The sequence below is a fragment of the Nocardia exalbida NBRC 100660 genome (assembly GCF_000308575.1).
Lineage (GTDB): Bacteria > Actinomycetota > Actinomycetes > Mycobacteriales > Mycobacteriaceae > Nocardia > Nocardia exalbida.
This window is the reverse complement of sequence record NZ_BAFZ01000051.1, coordinates 1-15,908: the sequence shown is the minus strand read 5'-3', so window position 1 is coordinate 15,908 and position 15,908 is coordinate 1. Positions and strand designations below refer to the sequence as shown.

Below are 15,908 nucleotides of genomic sequence, written 5' to 3'. Positions count from 1 at the left end.
CACGCATGGCTGCGGTCAGCAGCGGCCGAAGACGACGGCCGCGTTGTGGCCACCGAAACCGTAGGAGTTGTTCAGCGCGTATTCGATGTTCTGAGTGCGCGCGCTGCCGTGCACGATGTCGAGATCGATCTCGGGGTCCTGATTGTCGAGGTTCAGAGTGGGCGGCACCACCCCGTCCCGGACGCTCAGCACGGTCAGGGCGGCTTCCACCGCGCCTACCGCGCCTACCGAGTGTCCCAACGCGGATTTCGGCGCGTAGACCGAGGCGTGGTCGCCTACCGCCGCTCGGATCCCCCTCGCTTCCGCCAGGTCCCCGAACGGAGTGGCGGTGGCGTGCGCGTTGACGTGGTCGATATCGGTGGCGCTCACGCCGGCCGTTTCGATCGCGCGGCGCATCGCTCGAATGTTCCCCGCGCCGTCCGGATGGGGCAACACCATGTGGTAGCCGTCCGCGGTCAGGCCCGCGCCCATCAGGCGAGCCAGGGGCTTCGCCCCGCGTGCCCGCGCGTGCTCCTCCGACTCCAGCACGAACAACGCGGCGGCTTCGCCGAACACGAAACCGTCGCGATCCCGGTCGAACGGGCGCGACGCGGCTTCGGGTTCGTCGATCCGTGTGCTCAACGCCCGCATCATCGAGAATCCGGCTACCGCCAGCGGATTGATGCGGCCCTCCACGCCGCCCGCGACGACGATGTCGGCCTCGCCGAGGATGATCGAACGCCACGCGTGCACCAGCGCCTCGCATCCCGAAGCGCAGGCCGAGACGGGCGTGATCACGCTGGCTCGCGCACCGAGTTCCAACCCGACCACCGCGGCGGCGCCGTTCGGCATGGCCATGGGCACCGCGAAGGGAGACACCTTGCGGTAGCCCGCCTCGCGCATCAGGTCGTTGGACTCGATGATCGTGTCGGCGCCGCCGAGGCCGGTGCCGATGCAGACGCCGAGACGATCCGGATCGACTTCCGGCCTGCCAGCGGTGTCCCAGATCCGATTGCCCATGACATAGGCGATCTGCTGGACATAGGACATGCGGCGCTTCTGGACGCGGCTGAGTTCGTCGGTCGGATCCAGTTTGAACTGGCCGCCGATGTCGACGGGAACCTGGAAGCGCTCGAAGTCGGGGTCTTGTACCTTCGCGATCCCGGTTTCCCCGGCGAGCAGTCCTTTCCAAGTCGCATCGGTGTCGGCGCCGACAGCGGTCGACATCTCGATAGCAGTGACGACCACACTCCGGAACCCTCCGTTGGTGGTGGAGAAGTCCGTGATATCGGACATCAAACCCCTTCTTTCGGCTTGTCGGCTCGGACGCTCAAGCGAGGCTATGTGCGCGCCGGAAGGCCGGGGTAGTAGCCCGAGTGCCGATCACCGCTACGATCGGGCCATGGAAGCGGATGGGGGAACGCGTCGGGTCACCGTGGTCATACCCGACGAAGTGGTTGTTCTGGATGCCGCGATTCCGATCGACGTGTTCGGCTCCGACCCCAACTACCGGCTCGAGGTGTGCGCGGTCTCGCCGATGGCGACGACCTCGGTGCCGGGGTTGTCCTGCGTGGCGACGGCAGGGCTGGAGGCTCTGCGGCACGCGGGCACGGTGGTGGTGCCCGGTTACGCGTCGTACGGGGAGCCGCCGCCGGAATCGGTGCTGCGAGCGCTGCGCGACGCCCACGCACGAGGCGCGCGAATGCTGTCGATCTGTACCGGTGCTTTCGCTCTGGCCGCCGCGGGACTGCTGGACGGCCGGCCCGCTACGACGCATTGGCGGGCCGCACCGCTGTTGCAGAGCCGGTATCCGAACGTCGAGGTTCATGCCGATCGCCTGTTCGTGGACGACGGTGACGTGCTGACCTCCGCGGGCGTGACCAGCGGGATCGACCTCTGCCTGCACGTGGTGCGCAAAGACATCGGCGCGGCGGCCGCCAACGAACGCGCCCGCGACCTGGTGGCGCCACCGGTGCGCGAGGGCGGTCAAGCCCAGTACACCCGGCAGTTCCTGGAGCAGACGTCCACCGGCCTGCTCTCCGACACACGGGCGTGGATTCTCGCCAACCTCGACCACCGGCATTCGCTCGAAGATCTCGCCAAGCGGTCGAATCTCTCGCGCCGCAGCTTCATCCGGCGATTCCGGGAGGAGACCGGTACCTCGACGCACGTCTGGATCACCAGCGCCCGCCTGAACCAGGCGCGGGAACTGCTCGAGACGACCGAACTGCCCGTCGACCAGATCGGCTATCGCGTCGGCCTCGGAAATCCGGCCAACACCCGCGCGGTGTTCAAGCGTCACCTCGGGGTCAGTCCGGCGCAGTACCGGCGCACGTTCACGATCGGAAACCGGCGGATGCCGGGGACCTAGCCGGGTAGCCGCTGCGCGGGATAGCCGTGCAGTCGCGGATCGGAGTCGCCGACGACGACCGGATGACCGACCAGCTCGAACATCGCGGTGTCGGAGTGGTGATCGCCGAACGCCGTGCAGGACGACAGGTCGATGGCCGCCCGCTCGGCGTAGCGGAGCAGGGCTGCGGACTTGTCGGCACCGACCATCGTCGCCAGGACCTCGCCGGTGTACTTACCGGCCGCCGTCTCCATCGTCGTACACAGCACCGCGGTGGCGCCGACGGCTTCGGCGATCGGGCGCAGCGCCGGGGTGAACGAGCCCGATACCAGGATGATGCGAGTCCCGGTGCGAGACAGTTCGTCCAGCCTGCGTCGTACCGCGAGATTGAAGAACGCCGGGTCCGCGACGCAGCTCGCGAACCAGTCCTCGCCGACGTGTCGGACGTCGGCGAGGTCGCGGCCGGCCCATTGCCGGTAGAACCACCGATGGGATTCGGCACGGCTCATCCCCGCCGCCCGCAGCGCCCGGAACTCCTCGACCACGCCATCGGCCTGCGCGCCGCGCCCATGGCGCCGCGCGTCGAACACGAACAAGGACAGGAAAGTGACGCAGCGGACCAATGTTTCGTCGACATCCACGAAAGCCGCTGGGACAGTGCATTCCTCGCCGCCGCCCGGCCTCGCGGGCCGATCCGTGTGGGTGCGGCCCGTGGTTGCTCCGCGTTGCCTCATGGGGCCGTGGCCTCGGCCTCGACGGCGGAATCGCTGCGCCGCTGTTCTTTCGTCGTCTCCGGCGGCCGGTCGCCGCGAGGGGCGGTGATACCGCAGAGCTTCAGCAACGGCGCTGTCATCGCGGTGGTGATCAATGCCATCATGACCAGCAACGAGTACAGCCGCTCGTCGATGACGCCGATCGTCAGCCCGATGTTGAGGATCACCAGCTCCGTCAGGCCTCGGGTGTTCATCAGCGCCGCGAGGGCCGCTGCCTCCGCCCTGTCGCTGCGGCCGAGCCGGGCGGCCAGATAGGTGCCGCCGAGTTTGCCCACGAGGGCGGCGAACATGATCGCGGCGAATTCGGCGATGCCGGCGCGATCGATGGCACCGAGATCGACCTGCAGGCCGGCCACCACGAAGAAGGCGGGCAGGAAGATGCTGCTCAGCAGTTGGGCGCCGCTGTCGACGGCCGCGCGCAGCCGCCGGGGGAACACGACCCCGAACAGGAACGCGCCGAAGATCAGATGCAGTCCGAGCCATTCGGTGGTGGCGCCCAGCAACAGTGCGCCCGCGACGCCGAGGAAGACCATGTTGCTCGTGTTCTTCTCGGAACCGGCGCCCGCGAGCCGGTCGAGCGCCGGACGCACCGCCCACCACAACACCACGACCAGCGGGACGAACAGCAGCAGCCGCCAGTGGTGATCGAGTCCGGGCCGGGCGATGCCGATGACCACCGCAAGGACACACCAGGCGAGGACGTCGTCCAGCGCGGCGCAGGTCATGGCCGACTGACCCAGGCGGGTGCCGAGCAGCTTGCGGTCGTGCAGGATCCGGGCCAGCACCGGAAAGGCGGTGACGGCCAACGCGCAACCGATGAACAGCGCGAAGTTCAGCCGGTTGCCGCCGTCGTGCCGGGCCAGCGCCCACAGCGCGATGACGGAACCGAGCGCGAAGGGCACGAGATAGGCCGAGAGCGCGATCCCCGCGACCGACCGCCGCCGTCCGGCGACCGATCGCAGATCCATCTCGAGACCCGCCGAGAACATGAAGATCATCACGCCGACGTTCGCGAATGCCGTCAGATACGAACGAGTGTCGTGCGGAAAGACCGTCTCGGACAAGTGTGCCCCGAGAACTGTCGGCCCCGCGAGTATGCCCGCCACGATCTCGCCGATCACCGCGGGCTGCCCCACTTTCTCGGCCAGCCAGCCCAGCAGGCGTGCCGCGCCGACGATCAGTACGAGGTCCAGTAACAAGAAGATCATTTGGTCGCTCGGCAACGCCTCGACTCCGTTCGACATTGAGGACATCGCGGGACCGGATCCGATGCTCGCACGGGACATCGCCGTCACGCATCGACCGCAGCGCGGAACCCCCGAAACATGGACTGCCTGCACTGAGACGATATCGCATCCGCCCGGCGACCGAGCGTGCAGAGTGATCTACGCCACGCCCGTCATGGTGCCGGGGCGACTGGCGCAAAGTGGTGCATCTCTGTCGCGAATGGTACTGGCTGGTCGCTCTTTCCGTTCGGAATACTTCGAGCCGTGGCGTGCGCCGGTCGAGGGCGCAGCCGAGGGGAGTCGACGTTGTTCGAAGATAAGACGGTACTCGTAACCGGTGCGGCAACCATCATCGGCGCTGAAGTCGCTCGGGTCTTCGCCGAATATTCCGCGAATGTCGTACTGGGTGACATCGATACGGACGGGGGAAGGGGGCGGCCGCCGAGATCGGCGACCGAGCTGTCTTCGTGCCCGTCGACCTGCGCAGCGATTCGTCGATCGAGTCGTTCGTCGCGGAAGCGGTCGACCGGCACGGACGGATCGACGCGCTGGTCAATATCGCCTGCGTCTACGGTGACGACGGGCCGGGCGGGGATGCGCGGGCAGCGTGGCTCGAGGTGCTGAACACGAATGTGGTCGGTACGGCGATGCTGTGCGAAGCGGCGCGACCTGCGTTGCGGGACACCTCGGGGTCCATCGTGAACTTCACCTCTCCCAGTGGACGTGTCGCTCAAGCCGGGCGACTTCGATACCCCGTCAGCAAGGCCGGGTTGTTGCAGCTGACCCGCAGTCTCGCCCTGGAGTACGCGGGCGACGGAATCCGGGTGAACAGCGTTTCGCCGGGCTGGACCTGGTCGCGGGTGATGGACGAGATCACCGAGGGGGACCGGGCCCGCACCGACGCGATCGCATCCCGGTTCCACATGCTGGGCAGGGCGGGTGACGCGCGCGAAATCGGCGAGGTGGCCGCGTTTCTCGCCTCGTCCAAGGCGAGCTTCGTCACCGGCGCCGAGTGGACCGTGGACGGCGGCTATTCGGCGCTGGGTCCCGAGCAGACCACTTCGGCGATCGAGCTTCTCCTGTGCGAGTCGCAGGCAAATTCTCTGGCTTAGGAATCAGGACATGACTGCAGCAACAATTTCGGCCACCTCCCTGCTGTCGGCGGTACGTTCGCTGGCGCCCGACCTGGCGGCACGTCGCAGTGAGATCGACGCCGAGCGCAGGCTTCCGATGGACATCGTCGAGCGGCTTCGTGAGATCGGCGTCTATCGAATGTGTTTCAGCGCGGAGATCGGCGGCCCGGGTCTGACCTCGCTCGAGCAGTTCGAGGTCGTCGAGGCGTTGTCCTACGGGGACACGGCCACCGGCTGGTGCGCCATGATCGGCGCGGCGACCGGCATCTACGCCGGCTATCTCGACGAGCGGGCCATCGCGGAGCTGATGCCGACGCAGGACCTGATCACGGCGGGACTGATCTTCCCGGCCGGTCGCGCCGAGCGGGTGGCCGATGGCTACCGATTGACGGGCCGGTGGAAGTTCGGCAGCGCGATCACGCACGCGGACCTGGTCATGGGCGGCGCTTTCGTGACCTCGGGCGGCCGGATGGAGGAGACCGCGGAAGGCGGCCCGCTGGTGCGGCTGTTCTACATGCGCCGCGATCAGGTCGCGGTCTTCGACACCTGGGACACCACGGGTCTGCGCGGCAGCGGAAGCAATGATTACGCGGTCGAGGATCTCTTCGTGCCCGAGCATCATTCCTTCGCGTTCGGCGAAAGGAAGAGCGGTCGCGGAAAGCTGTCCGAGCCGGAGGCTCTGGCCCGGATCATGCCGGGTGTACCCCTGGGAACGGCTCGTGCGGCCCTGGACTACGTCCGTGGCATCGCGGACGGAAAGACGGTGACCGCCACCGGTCAGAAGTGGGCCGACAACTACCGTGCCCAGTACCTGCTCGGTGAGTGCGAGATGGAGTACATCGTCGCCCGCGGCGCCGTCGTCAACACGCTGACGGAACTGTGGGACGCGCTGGACGGCAAGCGTTTCGCGGAGCTGCCCGCCGACCTCAGGATCGCGAGCGCGCTGGCGAGGACCAACGCGTTCCGCGCAGCGCAGCGCATCGTCACCCGTCTGTGCGAACTCGTCGGCACCGAATCGATCTACCGGCCGAATCCGCTCGACATCTGGTTGCGTGACACGAACACGATGGCCCGGCACATCATCGCGCACGACCAGGTGATCCAGTCCACGGGCGCCTTCGTGCTGGGCGGCAGACCGGAATTCCCCTTCGTCGTCGGACTGGGCTGATCGCGATGGATCTCGACAAGCGCAAACGGCTGCCGTCGTTGACCGGACTGCGGTTCTTCGCGGCATTCTCGGTCTTCGTCTTCCATGTGATGCTGCCCAACTCGCCGATACCTCCGTACAAGCCGGTGAACCTCTTCTCCGATCCGGATATCGCGTACGACGCGGCGTGGGTGGTCGGCAAAGCCGGATTCCTCGGGGTGTCGTTCTTCTTCATCCTGAGCGGCTTCGTGCTGACCTGGTCGTGGAAACCGGGAGCGAGCAAGCTGCAGTTCATCCGGCGTCGAGTGGTCAAGATCTTTCCCAATCATCTGACGCTCTGGGTGGCGTCGATGGTGTTGTTCGCGGCGGCGATAACACCGTGGAAGGCGTGGCTGCCGAATCTTTTTCTGCTGCATGCCTGGTTTCCGCAGAATTATATCAATGCGGGCGTCAACACACCGTCGTGGACATTGTCCTGTGAGCTTCTCTTCTACGTACTCTTTCCTTTCCTTGTTCCGGCGGTCCTGCGCATCGACGCGAAATATCTGTGGTACGGCGCTGCGGCCATGGTGGCCGGCATGGGCGTGATCGTCCTGCTGACCGCGTTCGTCATCCCGAGTTCCGAGAAATCCGAACTCACGCCGATACCCGTGCTGCAACTGTGGTTCGGATACCTCTTTCCGCCGACGCGTCTCTTCGAATTCTTTCTCGGCGTGTTCATCGCCCGGATAGTGGCGGAGGGGCGCTGGCCGCGCATTCCGCTCTGGACGGCGGTGGCGGCGGTCGGCGCGGGATATGTGGTGGCGATGTACACGCCGTTCTACGTCGGCTTCGTCCTCGCGACCGCGGTTCCGCTCGCGCTGCTGATCGGCGCCGCGGCCCAGTCCGACATCGAGGGCGCGTCGAAGTTCCTGTCGAGCAGGCTCGCGATCCGGCTCGGCGAGATCTCGTTCGCCTTCTACATCTGTCAAGGCGTGACCGTGTTCTACGTCCGCCGGTTGATGAACGCCGCTACGTTCAGTGCTCCGGTCGCGGTGCTGCTGATCGTCCTGTTGTTCTGCCTGAATCTCTTCGCCGCATGGTTGTTGTTCACTTTCGTGGAATCTCCGGCGATGCGCCGCTTTGCCCGGCCGAAACGGTCGACGGTGGTCGGAGAAAGGGTGGCCGGCTAGGCGATCCAGCTGCACGACCGACAAATTTCGAAATGCCTGTTCGGAGGCTCGTGGCGTTGCCACGGGCCTCCGGATTCTTTTTTGTCGCGGTGTGCCGGAATGTGGTTGCCCGGCAGTCTGTTCGGAGGTATCCTGGGAGTGTTATAAACCACAGAATCGGTTGTGAACGTGGGGGGTGTTCGATCGAATGGACTACGTGATTCAGATCTGGCTGTGAGCATCGGGGCTCGCCGATACCGGATATCGTATGGAATCCGACGCCTGAATCCGTGTCCTACTACGACGTTCTGATCGCAGACAACCATCGCCGACTGGATCCGCGCTGATTGCGGAACTTTTGCCGTGCGGTCCGGTTGCATGCGCTCGTTTGGTGTGCCCGGAAGGTAGTGATGAGTACGACTGTCGACAATGGCTCCGAGCATGTTCAGGAGCTCGGACAACCACAGCTGAACCCGAATCCCGCCGATGATGTCGGATCGGTTGCCACGCAGATACTTCGCATGGTCTTCGCGCGCCGGCGCAGTGCCGACCCGGAGTCGCTGTGCGACTCGGCTCCGTGCCCGGATTGCTTCGCACCGCATCTGAGCAAGGTGAGCCGGTACATCGAAGCCGGTGTGCCGGTCCATTTCATCATCCCCGCGTTCCCGGCGAAGTCGCGCAACCGCCGCAAGACGCTGGGGCGTCTGCCCGATATGGCGGAGACGCTGGCGATCGAGTCCCTGCAAGGATTCTGCGACCAGGTCTCGGCCGTCTACCGGCCGGGCGCCATCGTCACGATCTGTTCCGACGGGCATGTCTTCAGTGACACGTTGGGCATCCCGGACCTGCACGTCGACCATTACGGTGACGAGCTGCGCCGCATCATCCGGTCGACCGGCGGCGGATCGATCGGGCTGTACGGGCTGCGCGACGCCATGCCGGAAATGAGCTGGGACGAACGCAGGCTGCGCCTGCTGAAGGAGTACTCCGACGGTATCGACGTGCTGCGCGAGGCGGTCCGGACCGAGGCGGCGGCCCGGCGGATGTTCAACGGAATCCATCGGTTCATGGTCGAGGACAATGCCGTGCTGCTGCCCGGGCTGTCGGCCACACAGCGGCGGAACCGATCGAAGGAGACGGCTTACGAAGTGGTGCAGCGCAGTCAGGCGTGGAGCCGTCTGATGGCGGAGATCTTCCCGGACGCGGTGCGGCTGTCGATCCATCCGCAGACGAATCACTCCGAGAAGATCGGATTCCATCTCTTGCGGACCCAGGACAGCTGGCTGACTCCGTGGCATGGCGTGGTGCTCGACGACGGAACGAATTACACGCTGGTCAAGCGGATGCATGCCGAGGAACTGGGCGCTCGCTTGGTGTGGCGCAACAGTCGCCCCAGTCATTTCGTCCTCGGGCGAACAGCAGAGACCGAATCACGGCAAGACCTAGGAAACTCATGACGAAAAGCTTGAATGAGGTACTGCTCGAGGGCGAGCCGCTGCGGCCGTTCGGCCGTCTGGTGGCCTCCGATGTACCGGGGCGGACGCTCGCCGAAGTGCCGATCGAGGAACTGCTCGCACTGACACTCGGCGCGAAAGTGTCTGTACTGCGCGGATTCGGCCTTCTCAGCAAGGCGGAACTCGAAAACTATTGCCGCGCAGCCGGAGAAATCCTGCAATGGAACTTCGGTTCGATCCTCGATCTGGTGGTTCGCGACACCGCCGAGAACTACCTCTTCGACAAAGGCGATGTCCCGTTCCACTGGGATGGCGCGTTCGCCGAGCACGTACCGCGGTTCTTCCTGTTCCAATGCGTGCAGGGCGAGGGCGCGGGGGGCGAGACCGTGTTCTGTGACAGCGTCCAGGTCTATCGGGACGCGCCGGAAGACCTGAAAGAGCTGTGGGCCCGCACCACGATCACCTACCGGACGGACAAACTCGCGCACTACGGCGGCCTGGCCGAATGGCCGCTGCTGGGCACTCATCCGGCCACCGGCGAGACGACGATCAGATACGCCGAACCCTTGGATCCCGCGCGTTACGCCAATCCGCTGTTCTTGACCGTCGAGGGCATATCGGCCGAGGACGGCGTCCGAGTGATGGAGGACCTGCGCGAGCGGCTGCACGACCCGCGCTACTGCTACGCCCACGAGTGGCGGACCGGCGACATCGTCGTGGCCGAGAACCACGCTTTGCTGCACGGCCGGAATGCGTTCACCGAATCGGTTTCCCGACACCTCCAGCGCATTCAGATCATCTGAGCAATGGGCCATCAGAGAGGAATATCAATGGCTGCACCGGTCTCTCGACCAGCAACCGAGTACGACGTCGTCATCATGGGCGGTGGTCCCGCGGGATCCACGCTCGCCGCGATGCTCTGCCGCGAAACCGATCTGCGCGTGGCGATCTTCGATCGCGAGGTGTTCCCGCGTGAGCACATCGGCGAATCGGGCGCGCATCCCCTCGTCCCCGTCCTGCAAGCGAGCGGGGCGCTGGAGAAGGTGCTCGCGAGCGAGTGCTGGATCCAGAAGTACGGCGGCATCTACCAGTGGGACACCGACCGGCCGTTCGTCGGCTTCTTCGAGCACGCGGACTACCTGGCCGACGGCGTGTACCGCTGGTCCGTCCACGTCAACCGCGCGGAATTCGACACCGTGCTGCTCGAGCACGCCGAGTCCTGCGGCGCCCACGTCTTCCAGGGCGTGCGGGTGGTGCGCTTCCTCCTCGACGGGGGTGCGGCCACGGTGGTCCTGGAAGACGGAACCGAGGTCAAGGCAGGCTATTTCGTCGATGCGTCCGGGCGGGCGAATCAGGTGGCCGCCCGCGGATCGCAGCGCGACAAGCAATGGCTCTCGGACTACCGCAACGTGGCCGTCTGGTCGCACTACCGCAACTGCGTACCCGCACAACGCGCGGCCGGTGACTGGAACGTCTTCCGGGCGGAGAACTTGTCGCCGATCTACGCGGTGGCCTTCGAGCACGGATGGGTGTGGTACATCCCGACGCCGCGGCTGGTCGACGGCACTCGGGAAACCGTGTGGTCGATCGGCATCGTGACCAATCCGGAGTCGATCGCTCGCGTGGATCTGCGAGATCCGGACATCTTCCTGAAGACGATCAAATCGATCCCGGTGCTGCAGGACCTGGTGGCCAACGCGGAACCGATTCGTCGGGAAATGCTCACCGCGACCAACTATTCCCGGGTCAGCGATTGTTTCGGTTCGTACGCGGATCGCTGGATGGCGGTCGGGGACGCGTCGTACTTCGTCGATCCGCTGTTCTCCTCCGGGATGTCCTTCGCCGTCACGCAGGCCTGGGCGGCCGCGTTGGTGCTGCGCAAGACCTTCGACAAGGACTTGGACGAGCAATCGAAGGAAGACCTCTGGCGTGACTACGACGTCGAGTGGCGCGGGATGGCGGAGACCTGGGCACTGAGCATCGACCAGTGGTATCACGAGATCTCGCGCTCGCATCCGGACAGCCCGTACTGGAGCGCGGAAGGCCGGCGGGTGGAGGTCGACAACGCCACCGAGGGCACCTTCCAGGCGCTGCTGAACACCGCCTTGGTGCCCGATCTGCTGAACATCATGACGAAGGGCACCCGCGACCCGCGTGACCTGGCCACCGAGGGGCCCTATCTGCGGGCCTACACCGCCGCCGACGCGGTCGAGCTGGCACCGGAGGACATCGTGACGCTGTCCCCGGACGCACGCATCCGCACCGGTGTGGCGGCCGACATCCCGGGCTTCAAAGGGATGTCGCCGCCGTTCGAGATTCCGCAGGCAGCCCGCGAAGGACTGGCCGCGTACTGGCGAGATCCCATCGCCAACAGCGAGGCCGCGCCGTCGCCGCTCGCCGATACCGTGGACTGCCACCGGATCTACGCCGCGTCCGATCCGGGCAACGAGGTGCGGTGCCTGGATCGAGACGGGGGCAAGGAGCTGTGGGAAACGCTGAACCGCGGTCCGGCACGGTGGTCGGAGCTGGCGCCACGGTTGACGGTGCTGCAGGGACGCGCCTTGAAGCGCTTGCTCCGCGCCGGGTTGGTGGTGGCAGGGCCGGAAGCGCTACAGCAGGCCGGCTAGGTCGAGGGCATGAGATCATTGGCTGTTCTGGCCGTCGACGACGTGATTCCGTTCGATCTCTCGGTGCCGCTGGAAATCTTCGGGCGGGCCCAGCAGGAGGACGGAACTCCGGCGTACGAGGTCCATGTCTGCGGGGTGAACTCCGACGTCCCGTCGAAGTTCTTCGAAATCTCGTGTCTCGGTGACATCGAATATCTCGAGGAGGAGGCCGGAACCATCATCGTTCCGGGAGCGATGAGCTACCGGTCTCGGCCAACGGAGCGGTTGCGAAAGGCATTGGTGCGGGCACACGAGCGGGGCGCGCGGGTGGCATCGATCTGTCTCGGCGCGTTCACCCTCGCCTCGGTCGGGCTGCTCGACGGAAGGCGGGCGACGACGCATTGGATGGCCGCCACCGAATTGTCGAGGAGCTATCCGCGGGTGCGCGTGGACCCCACGGTGCTGTATGTCGACAACGGGAGCATCCTGACTTCGGCGGGGGCCGCGGCAGGGCTGGATCTGTGCCTCCATATGGTCCGGATGGATTACGGGACCGCCGTGGCGGCGGATACCGCCCGGCTCTCGGTGATGCCACTGACCCGCGACGGGGGACAGGCGCAGTTCATCGCGGAACGTCCGCGCTCGGAGGCGGACAGCATGTCGCTCAATCCCACCTTGGAATGGGCGGAAACGATGCTCGGTCAGAAGATCACCGTGCTGGATCTCGCGGAGCGAGCCGGCGTCAGCAAGCGCACGCTGATCCGGCGCTTCCACGAGCAGGTCCGGATGACGCCGAACGAGTGGCTCCAGACCGTCCGGGTGCGCAAGGCCCAGGTGTTGCTCGAGACGACCATCCTCACGATGGAGTGCATCACCGACCAAACGGGATTCGCCTCGGTGGCCGCGTTCCGGAAGGTCTTCCGCAAGACCGTGGGGATCACGCCGCAGGCGTACCGGCGGGCCTTCCGCTGATCATCCTCGCGGGCCGCTCTCTCGCCGTGGATTCGAATCCGAATCCACGGCGAGACCCCTGGTCGCCGGTCATCCCGTCGAGGTGGCCCGCGACCCCGGTCGCACAGTTGGCGGGTCGGCGGCTCATATTTCGTCGTTCGCCGGAATGTAGTTCATAGTTGGTGCTCGGGTCCCCACGGCTAAGGAGATCATGGTGCCAACCGCCAATTTCGGTACGAAGGACGATCCTGGTTTCGAGCTGGAGCAGAGTCCCGATCTGATCGTGGTGCGCACGCACAGCGGTCGTGGGATCCGGCGGCAATCGGGCTCGGTGCGCACACCGCTGAGCGGTGAACTCGACGACGCGACACTCGTGCAGGCCTATCCGGAGGCAGGAGTCGAGGTCTATCGCCTGCCCGCGGGATCGAGATCGGTGGAGGAACGCACGCCTGCGCTGGAGGCCGCGCCGGAGGTGCGCTTCGCCGGACATGTGCTGGTGGACCCGGTGACCGGGGAGCCGGTGCTCTATACCGAGAACATCTTCGTGAAGTTCGTCGACCACGTCGACCGCGAACATTGTCTCGCCGTCCTTGCCGCGGCGAATCTTACTGTGAAGCAGGTGGTTTCGTACGCAACCAACGCCTACTTCACGGCGGCGCCCGAGGGCACCGGCCAGCGGGTCTTCGACATCGCCACCGCCCTGCTGAATCGCGACGACGTCGAGTACTGCCATCCGGAGCTGATCCGGCACCGGGCCAGGAAGACGATCTTCCCGCAGCAGTGGCATCTGAAGAAGACCACCATCGGCGGTGTCACGATCGACGCGCACGCTGCGGTGGAAGCCGCGCATGCCCTCACCCGCGGGGCGGGGGTGACGATCGCCGTGATCGACGACGGTGTCGACATCGACCATCCCGAGTTCGCCGGTGCCGCGAAGATCGTCGCGCCACGGGATGTCACGGCGAAGACCGATGATCCGCGTCCGAAGGACTCCTTCGGCACCGGCCCCGACAACGGTGACAACCATGGCACCGCGTGTGCGGGCGTGGCGTGCGCCAACGGCACGGCCGGAGCCTCCGGAGTGGCGCCGGAGGCCGCGCTGATGCCGATCCGGCTCGCCTCGGGCCTCGGATCGCAGGCGGAGGCGGACGCGTTCGGGTGGGCCGCCGATCACGGGGCCGACGTCATCTCGTGCAGCTGGGGCCCGGCCGACGGCAGGTGGTTCCAGCCGGACGATCCGGCGCACAACCGGGTGGTGGCGCTGCCCGCGAGTACCAGGCTGGCGATCGAATACGCGGTCACCAGCGGACGCGGCGGCAAGGGCTGCGTAGTGCTGTTCGCGGCGGGCAACGGCAACGAATCCGTCGACAACGACGGCTACGCCGGTTTCGCGAAGGTGATCGCGGTCGCGGCATGCAACGACACCGGCAAGCGGAGTGTCTACAGCGATTTCGGCAAAGCGGTGTGGTGCGCGTTCCCCAGCAGCGACTTCGGGCACCGGCCCTTCGGGCATCCCGACGCCCTCACGCCCGGGATCTGGACGGTGGATCGGCACGGGGCGAACGGCTACAACCCCGGCACGGTGGCGGCCGGCGACGCGGCGGGTGACTACACCAACGACTTCGGCGGAACCTCCAGCGCGTGCCCGGGCGCCGCGGGAATAGTGGCATTGATGCTGTCGGTGAATCCGGACCTGACTTCGGCCGAGGTGAAGAACCTGCTGAAAGACTCCTGCGACAAGATCGATCCGCCGGGCGGCGGGTACGGGGCGGACGGGCACAGCGACAAGTACGGATACGGCAGGCTGAACGCGCTCGCCGCCGTGCGGGCGGCTCGGCCCGCCGAGACCGAGTCCGCTACCGGTGCGGTGGTCACCGTGGGAGACTGAGGCGGTGGCGGCCGATGGTGTGCAGCTGATCGTGGTCGACGCCGCGAACGTCGTCGGTGCACGGCCCGACGGGTGGTGGCGCGATCGGGCCGGCGCAGCCCGGCGATTGCTCGAGCGGATCACCGGATCGTGGGCGCAGCCGACCGAGCCCGCCGAGGTGATCGTGGTGCTCGAGGGAGCGGCGAAGGCCGCGGTCGACGCGGCGGCGAATCCGGGCTTCGGCGGCGTGCGCGTGGTGCGTGCGGAGGGCTCGGGCGACGACGCGATCGTCGGCCTGGTCGAAGCGGCTCGGGCGGAAGATAGCAGCCGTCCGATCACGGTGGTGACGGCCGACCGCGGACTGCGTGCCCGCGTGGCGGCCGCGGGGGCGGAGACGGTGGGGCCGAACTGGCTGCTGGACCGCCTGGGGCCGTGATGCGGTCGGCGCCCGGAAGTCGGTCTCGCATTGATACACCTCCGGCGTTTCACCCATCCGTCCAGTCCGTTTTGCGGCACTCTGAGCGGTATGACCGCCTCCGACGTCGTGGGGATGCCGTTGCTCTACCTGGTCGAGATCTCCGAACCAGGTTACTTCAATCGGCCGTGGTGGAAGATCGCGAGCACCGGCGCGCCGGGGCAGGTTCGTGCCGCGCTCAGCGAACTGGCCGTCCGGGTCGAGCGCGACATCCAGCGCGCCGGAGGCGGGGGCCGGTGCTGGTACCGCTACGACGTGCGGTGGCCCGACGGCGCCGTGCTCGAGTGTTTCCAGGGGGCGATCCGATCGGTGTTGATTCCCGGCGAGTTGCGCTGCCTGGCCGTGGCCCTGACCTCGGCGACGACCGTGGATCTGCGCTCCGCCGAGCGTCCGCCGTACTGATCACGCCGTCGCACCCGGCAGACGAGCAGAGCCCCGATGGCTTCGGGGCTCTGCGGGTGAATCGGTGGCTCAGTCGAGCAGAGCCGGTTGTCTGGCGCCGTCCTGCTTCGCGGCACCCTCGGACTCGGGCCGGGTCGGGTGCGTGTCGGCTTGCATCGGGTCGAGAGCGGGATCGATGTCGATCGTGCGGCGCAGCGGGCGGTTGGGCAGCAGCGCCGCCGCGATGAGCGCGACGACCGTGGCGCCCGCGGCGATGAGGAAGATCCGCCCGGTCGCGTCGCCGTAGGCGGCGCGCACGATGGTCGCGATGGGCGCGGGCAGGGCGCCGAGATCGAGATTGCTGCCGCCGGAGGACTTGGTCTGGATACCGAGCCGGGCGAAGCCTTCCGTGGAC

At 66.6% G+C, this 15,908-nt stretch carries 14 protein-coding genes and 1 pseudogene; 11 read left to right on the top strand and 4 right to left on the bottom strand.

The genetic code is table 11. From position 1 onward, the window contains the following. Window positions 1–15: 15 nt before the first annotated feature. Complete coding sequence (locus ON29_RS11490) at window positions 16–1,266, bottom strand: KasA/KasB family beta-ketoacyl-ACP synthase (protein ID WP_040866255.1); 1,251 nt, start codon at window positions 1,264–1,266, stop codon at window positions 16–18. A gap of 115 nt (window positions 1,267–1,381) precedes the next feature. On the opposite strand from ON29_RS11490, the gene ON29_RS11485 reads away from it, so the two are divergent. Further along, on the top strand, window positions 1,382–2,350 hold the full coding sequence (locus ON29_RS11485; RefSeq protein ID WP_040866205.1) for a GlxA family transcriptional regulator: 969 nt from the start codon (window positions 1,382–1,384) through the stop codon (window positions 2,348–2,350). Here ON29_RS11485 and ON29_RS11480 read toward each other — a convergent pair. Both ON29_RS11480 and ON29_RS11475 read right to left on the bottom strand, forming a co-directional pair. Beyond that, window positions 2,347–2,970 (bottom strand): HAD family hydrolase, encoded by a 624-nt coding sequence (locus ON29_RS11480; RefSeq protein WP_051175104.1) that lies wholly within the window; start codon window positions 2,968–2,970, stop codon window positions 2,347–2,349. The genes ON29_RS11485 and ON29_RS11480 overlap by 4 nt on opposite strands. Before the next feature lie 89 nt (window positions 2,971–3,059). Further along, on the bottom strand, window positions 3,060–4,355 hold the full coding sequence (locus ON29_RS11475) for a cation:proton antiporter (RefSeq protein ID WP_157172746.1): 1,296 nt from the start codon (window positions 4,353–4,355) through the stop codon (window positions 3,060–3,062). A gap of 440 nt (window positions 4,356–4,795) precedes the next feature. On the opposite strand from ON29_RS11475, the gene ON29_RS11470 reads away from it, so the two are divergent. The 10 genes from ON29_RS11470 to ON29_RS11425 all read left to right on the top strand — a co-directional run bounded on the left by ON29_RS11470 (window position 4,796) and on the right by ON29_RS11425 (window position 15,514). Further along, a complete protein-coding gene (locus tag ON29_RS11470; protein WP_245548910.1) occupies window positions 4,796–5,440 on the top strand; it encodes an SDR family oxidoreductase in 645 nt (214 codons plus the stop codon). Between the two features lie 10 nt (window positions 5,441–5,450). Further along, window positions 5,451–6,629, top strand: coding sequence for an acyl-CoA dehydrogenase family protein (locus ON29_RS11465; protein ID WP_040866204.1), 1,179 nt, complete (start codon window positions 5,451–5,453; stop codon window positions 6,627–6,629). Between the two features lie 5 nt (window positions 6,630–6,634). Beyond that, window positions 6,635–7,780: an acyltransferase family protein gene (locus tag ON29_RS11460; RefSeq protein ID WP_040866203.1), complete on the top strand. Its 1,146-nt coding sequence runs from the start codon at window positions 6,635–6,637 to the stop codon at window positions 7,778–7,780. Between the two features lie 389 nt (window positions 7,781–8,169). After that, entirely contained in the window at window positions 8,170–9,216 is a 1,047-nt protein-coding gene (locus ON29_RS11455) for an L-tyrosine/L-tryptophan isonitrile synthase family protein (RefSeq protein WP_083863374.1), read from the top strand. Continuing rightward, complete coding sequence (locus ON29_RS11450) at window positions 9,213–10,016, top strand: TauD/TfdA dioxygenase family protein (RefSeq protein ID WP_040866202.1); 804 nt, start codon at window positions 9,213–9,215, stop codon at window positions 10,014–10,016. Before ON29_RS11455 ends, ON29_RS11450 begins: the two co-directional genes overlap by 4 nt. Before the next feature lie 27 nt (window positions 10,017–10,043). Further along, a complete protein-coding gene (locus tag ON29_RS11445; RefSeq protein ID WP_051175101.1) occupies window positions 10,044–11,840 on the top strand; it encodes an NAD(P)/FAD-dependent oxidoreductase in 1,797 nt (598 codons plus the stop codon). A 9-nt stretch (window positions 11,841–11,849) separates the two neighbouring features. After that, window positions 11,850–12,791, top strand: a complete 942-nt coding sequence (locus tag ON29_RS11440; protein WP_040866201.1) for a GlxA family transcriptional regulator — start codon at window positions 11,850–11,852, stop codon at window positions 12,789–12,791. 193 nt (window positions 12,792–12,984) lie between these two features. Then, window positions 12,985–14,658 (top strand): S8 family peptidase, encoded by a 1,674-nt coding sequence (locus ON29_RS11435; protein ID WP_217999132.1) that lies wholly within the window; start codon window positions 12,985–12,987, stop codon window positions 14,656–14,658. Between the two features lie 4 nt (window positions 14,659–14,662). Beyond that, window positions 14,663–15,073 (top strand): PIN domain-containing protein, encoded by a 411-nt coding sequence (locus ON29_RS11430; protein ID WP_040866200.1) that lies wholly within the window; start codon window positions 14,663–14,665, stop codon window positions 15,071–15,073. Window positions 15,074–15,163: 90 nt separating this feature from the next. Then, window positions 15,164–15,514, top strand: coding sequence for a hypothetical protein (locus ON29_RS11425; protein ID WP_040866199.1), 351 nt, complete (start codon window positions 15,164–15,166; stop codon window positions 15,512–15,514). 69 nt (window positions 15,515–15,583) lie between these two features. On the opposite strand, the pseudogene ON29_RS11420 reads toward ON29_RS11425, so the two are convergent. Further along, a pseudogene (locus ON29_RS11420) lies at window positions 15,584–15,908 on the bottom strand (MFS transporter); the annotation flags it as partial.

Bases quoted from the DNA above. Each gene is read 5' to 3' on its own strand.
- ON29_RS11440 (WP_040866201.1), top strand. From the start codon at position 11,850: ATGAGATCATTGGCTGTTCTGGCCGTCGACGACGTGATTCCGTTCGAT.
- ON29_RS11475 (WP_157172746.1), bottom strand. From the start codon at position 4,355: ATGTCCTCAATGTCGAACGGAGTCGAGGCGTTGCCGAGCGACCAAATG.
- ON29_RS11485 (WP_040866205.1), top strand. From the start codon at position 1,382: ATGGAAGCGGATGGGGGAACGCGTCGGGTCACCGTGGTCATACCCGAC.
- ON29_RS11425 (WP_040866199.1), top strand. From the start codon at position 15,164: ATGACCGCCTCCGACGTCGTGGGGATGCCGTTGCTCTACCTGGTCGAG.
- ON29_RS11465 (WP_040866204.1), top strand. From the start codon at position 5,451: ATGACTGCAGCAACAATTTCGGCCACCTCCCTGCTGTCGGCGGTACGT.
- ON29_RS11460 (WP_040866203.1), top strand. From the start codon at position 6,635: ATGGATCTCGACAAGCGCAAACGGCTGCCGTCGTTGACCGGACTGCGG.
- ON29_RS11450 (WP_040866202.1), top strand. From the start codon at position 9,213: ATGACGAAAAGCTTGAATGAGGTACTGCTCGAGGGCGAGCCGCTGCGG.
- ON29_RS11455 (WP_083863374.1), top strand. From the start codon at position 8,170: ATGAGTACGACTGTCGACAATGGCTCCGAGCATGTTCAGGAGCTCGGA.
- ON29_RS11445 (WP_051175101.1), top strand. From the start codon at position 10,044: ATGGCTGCACCGGTCTCTCGACCAGCAACCGAGTACGACGTCGTCATC.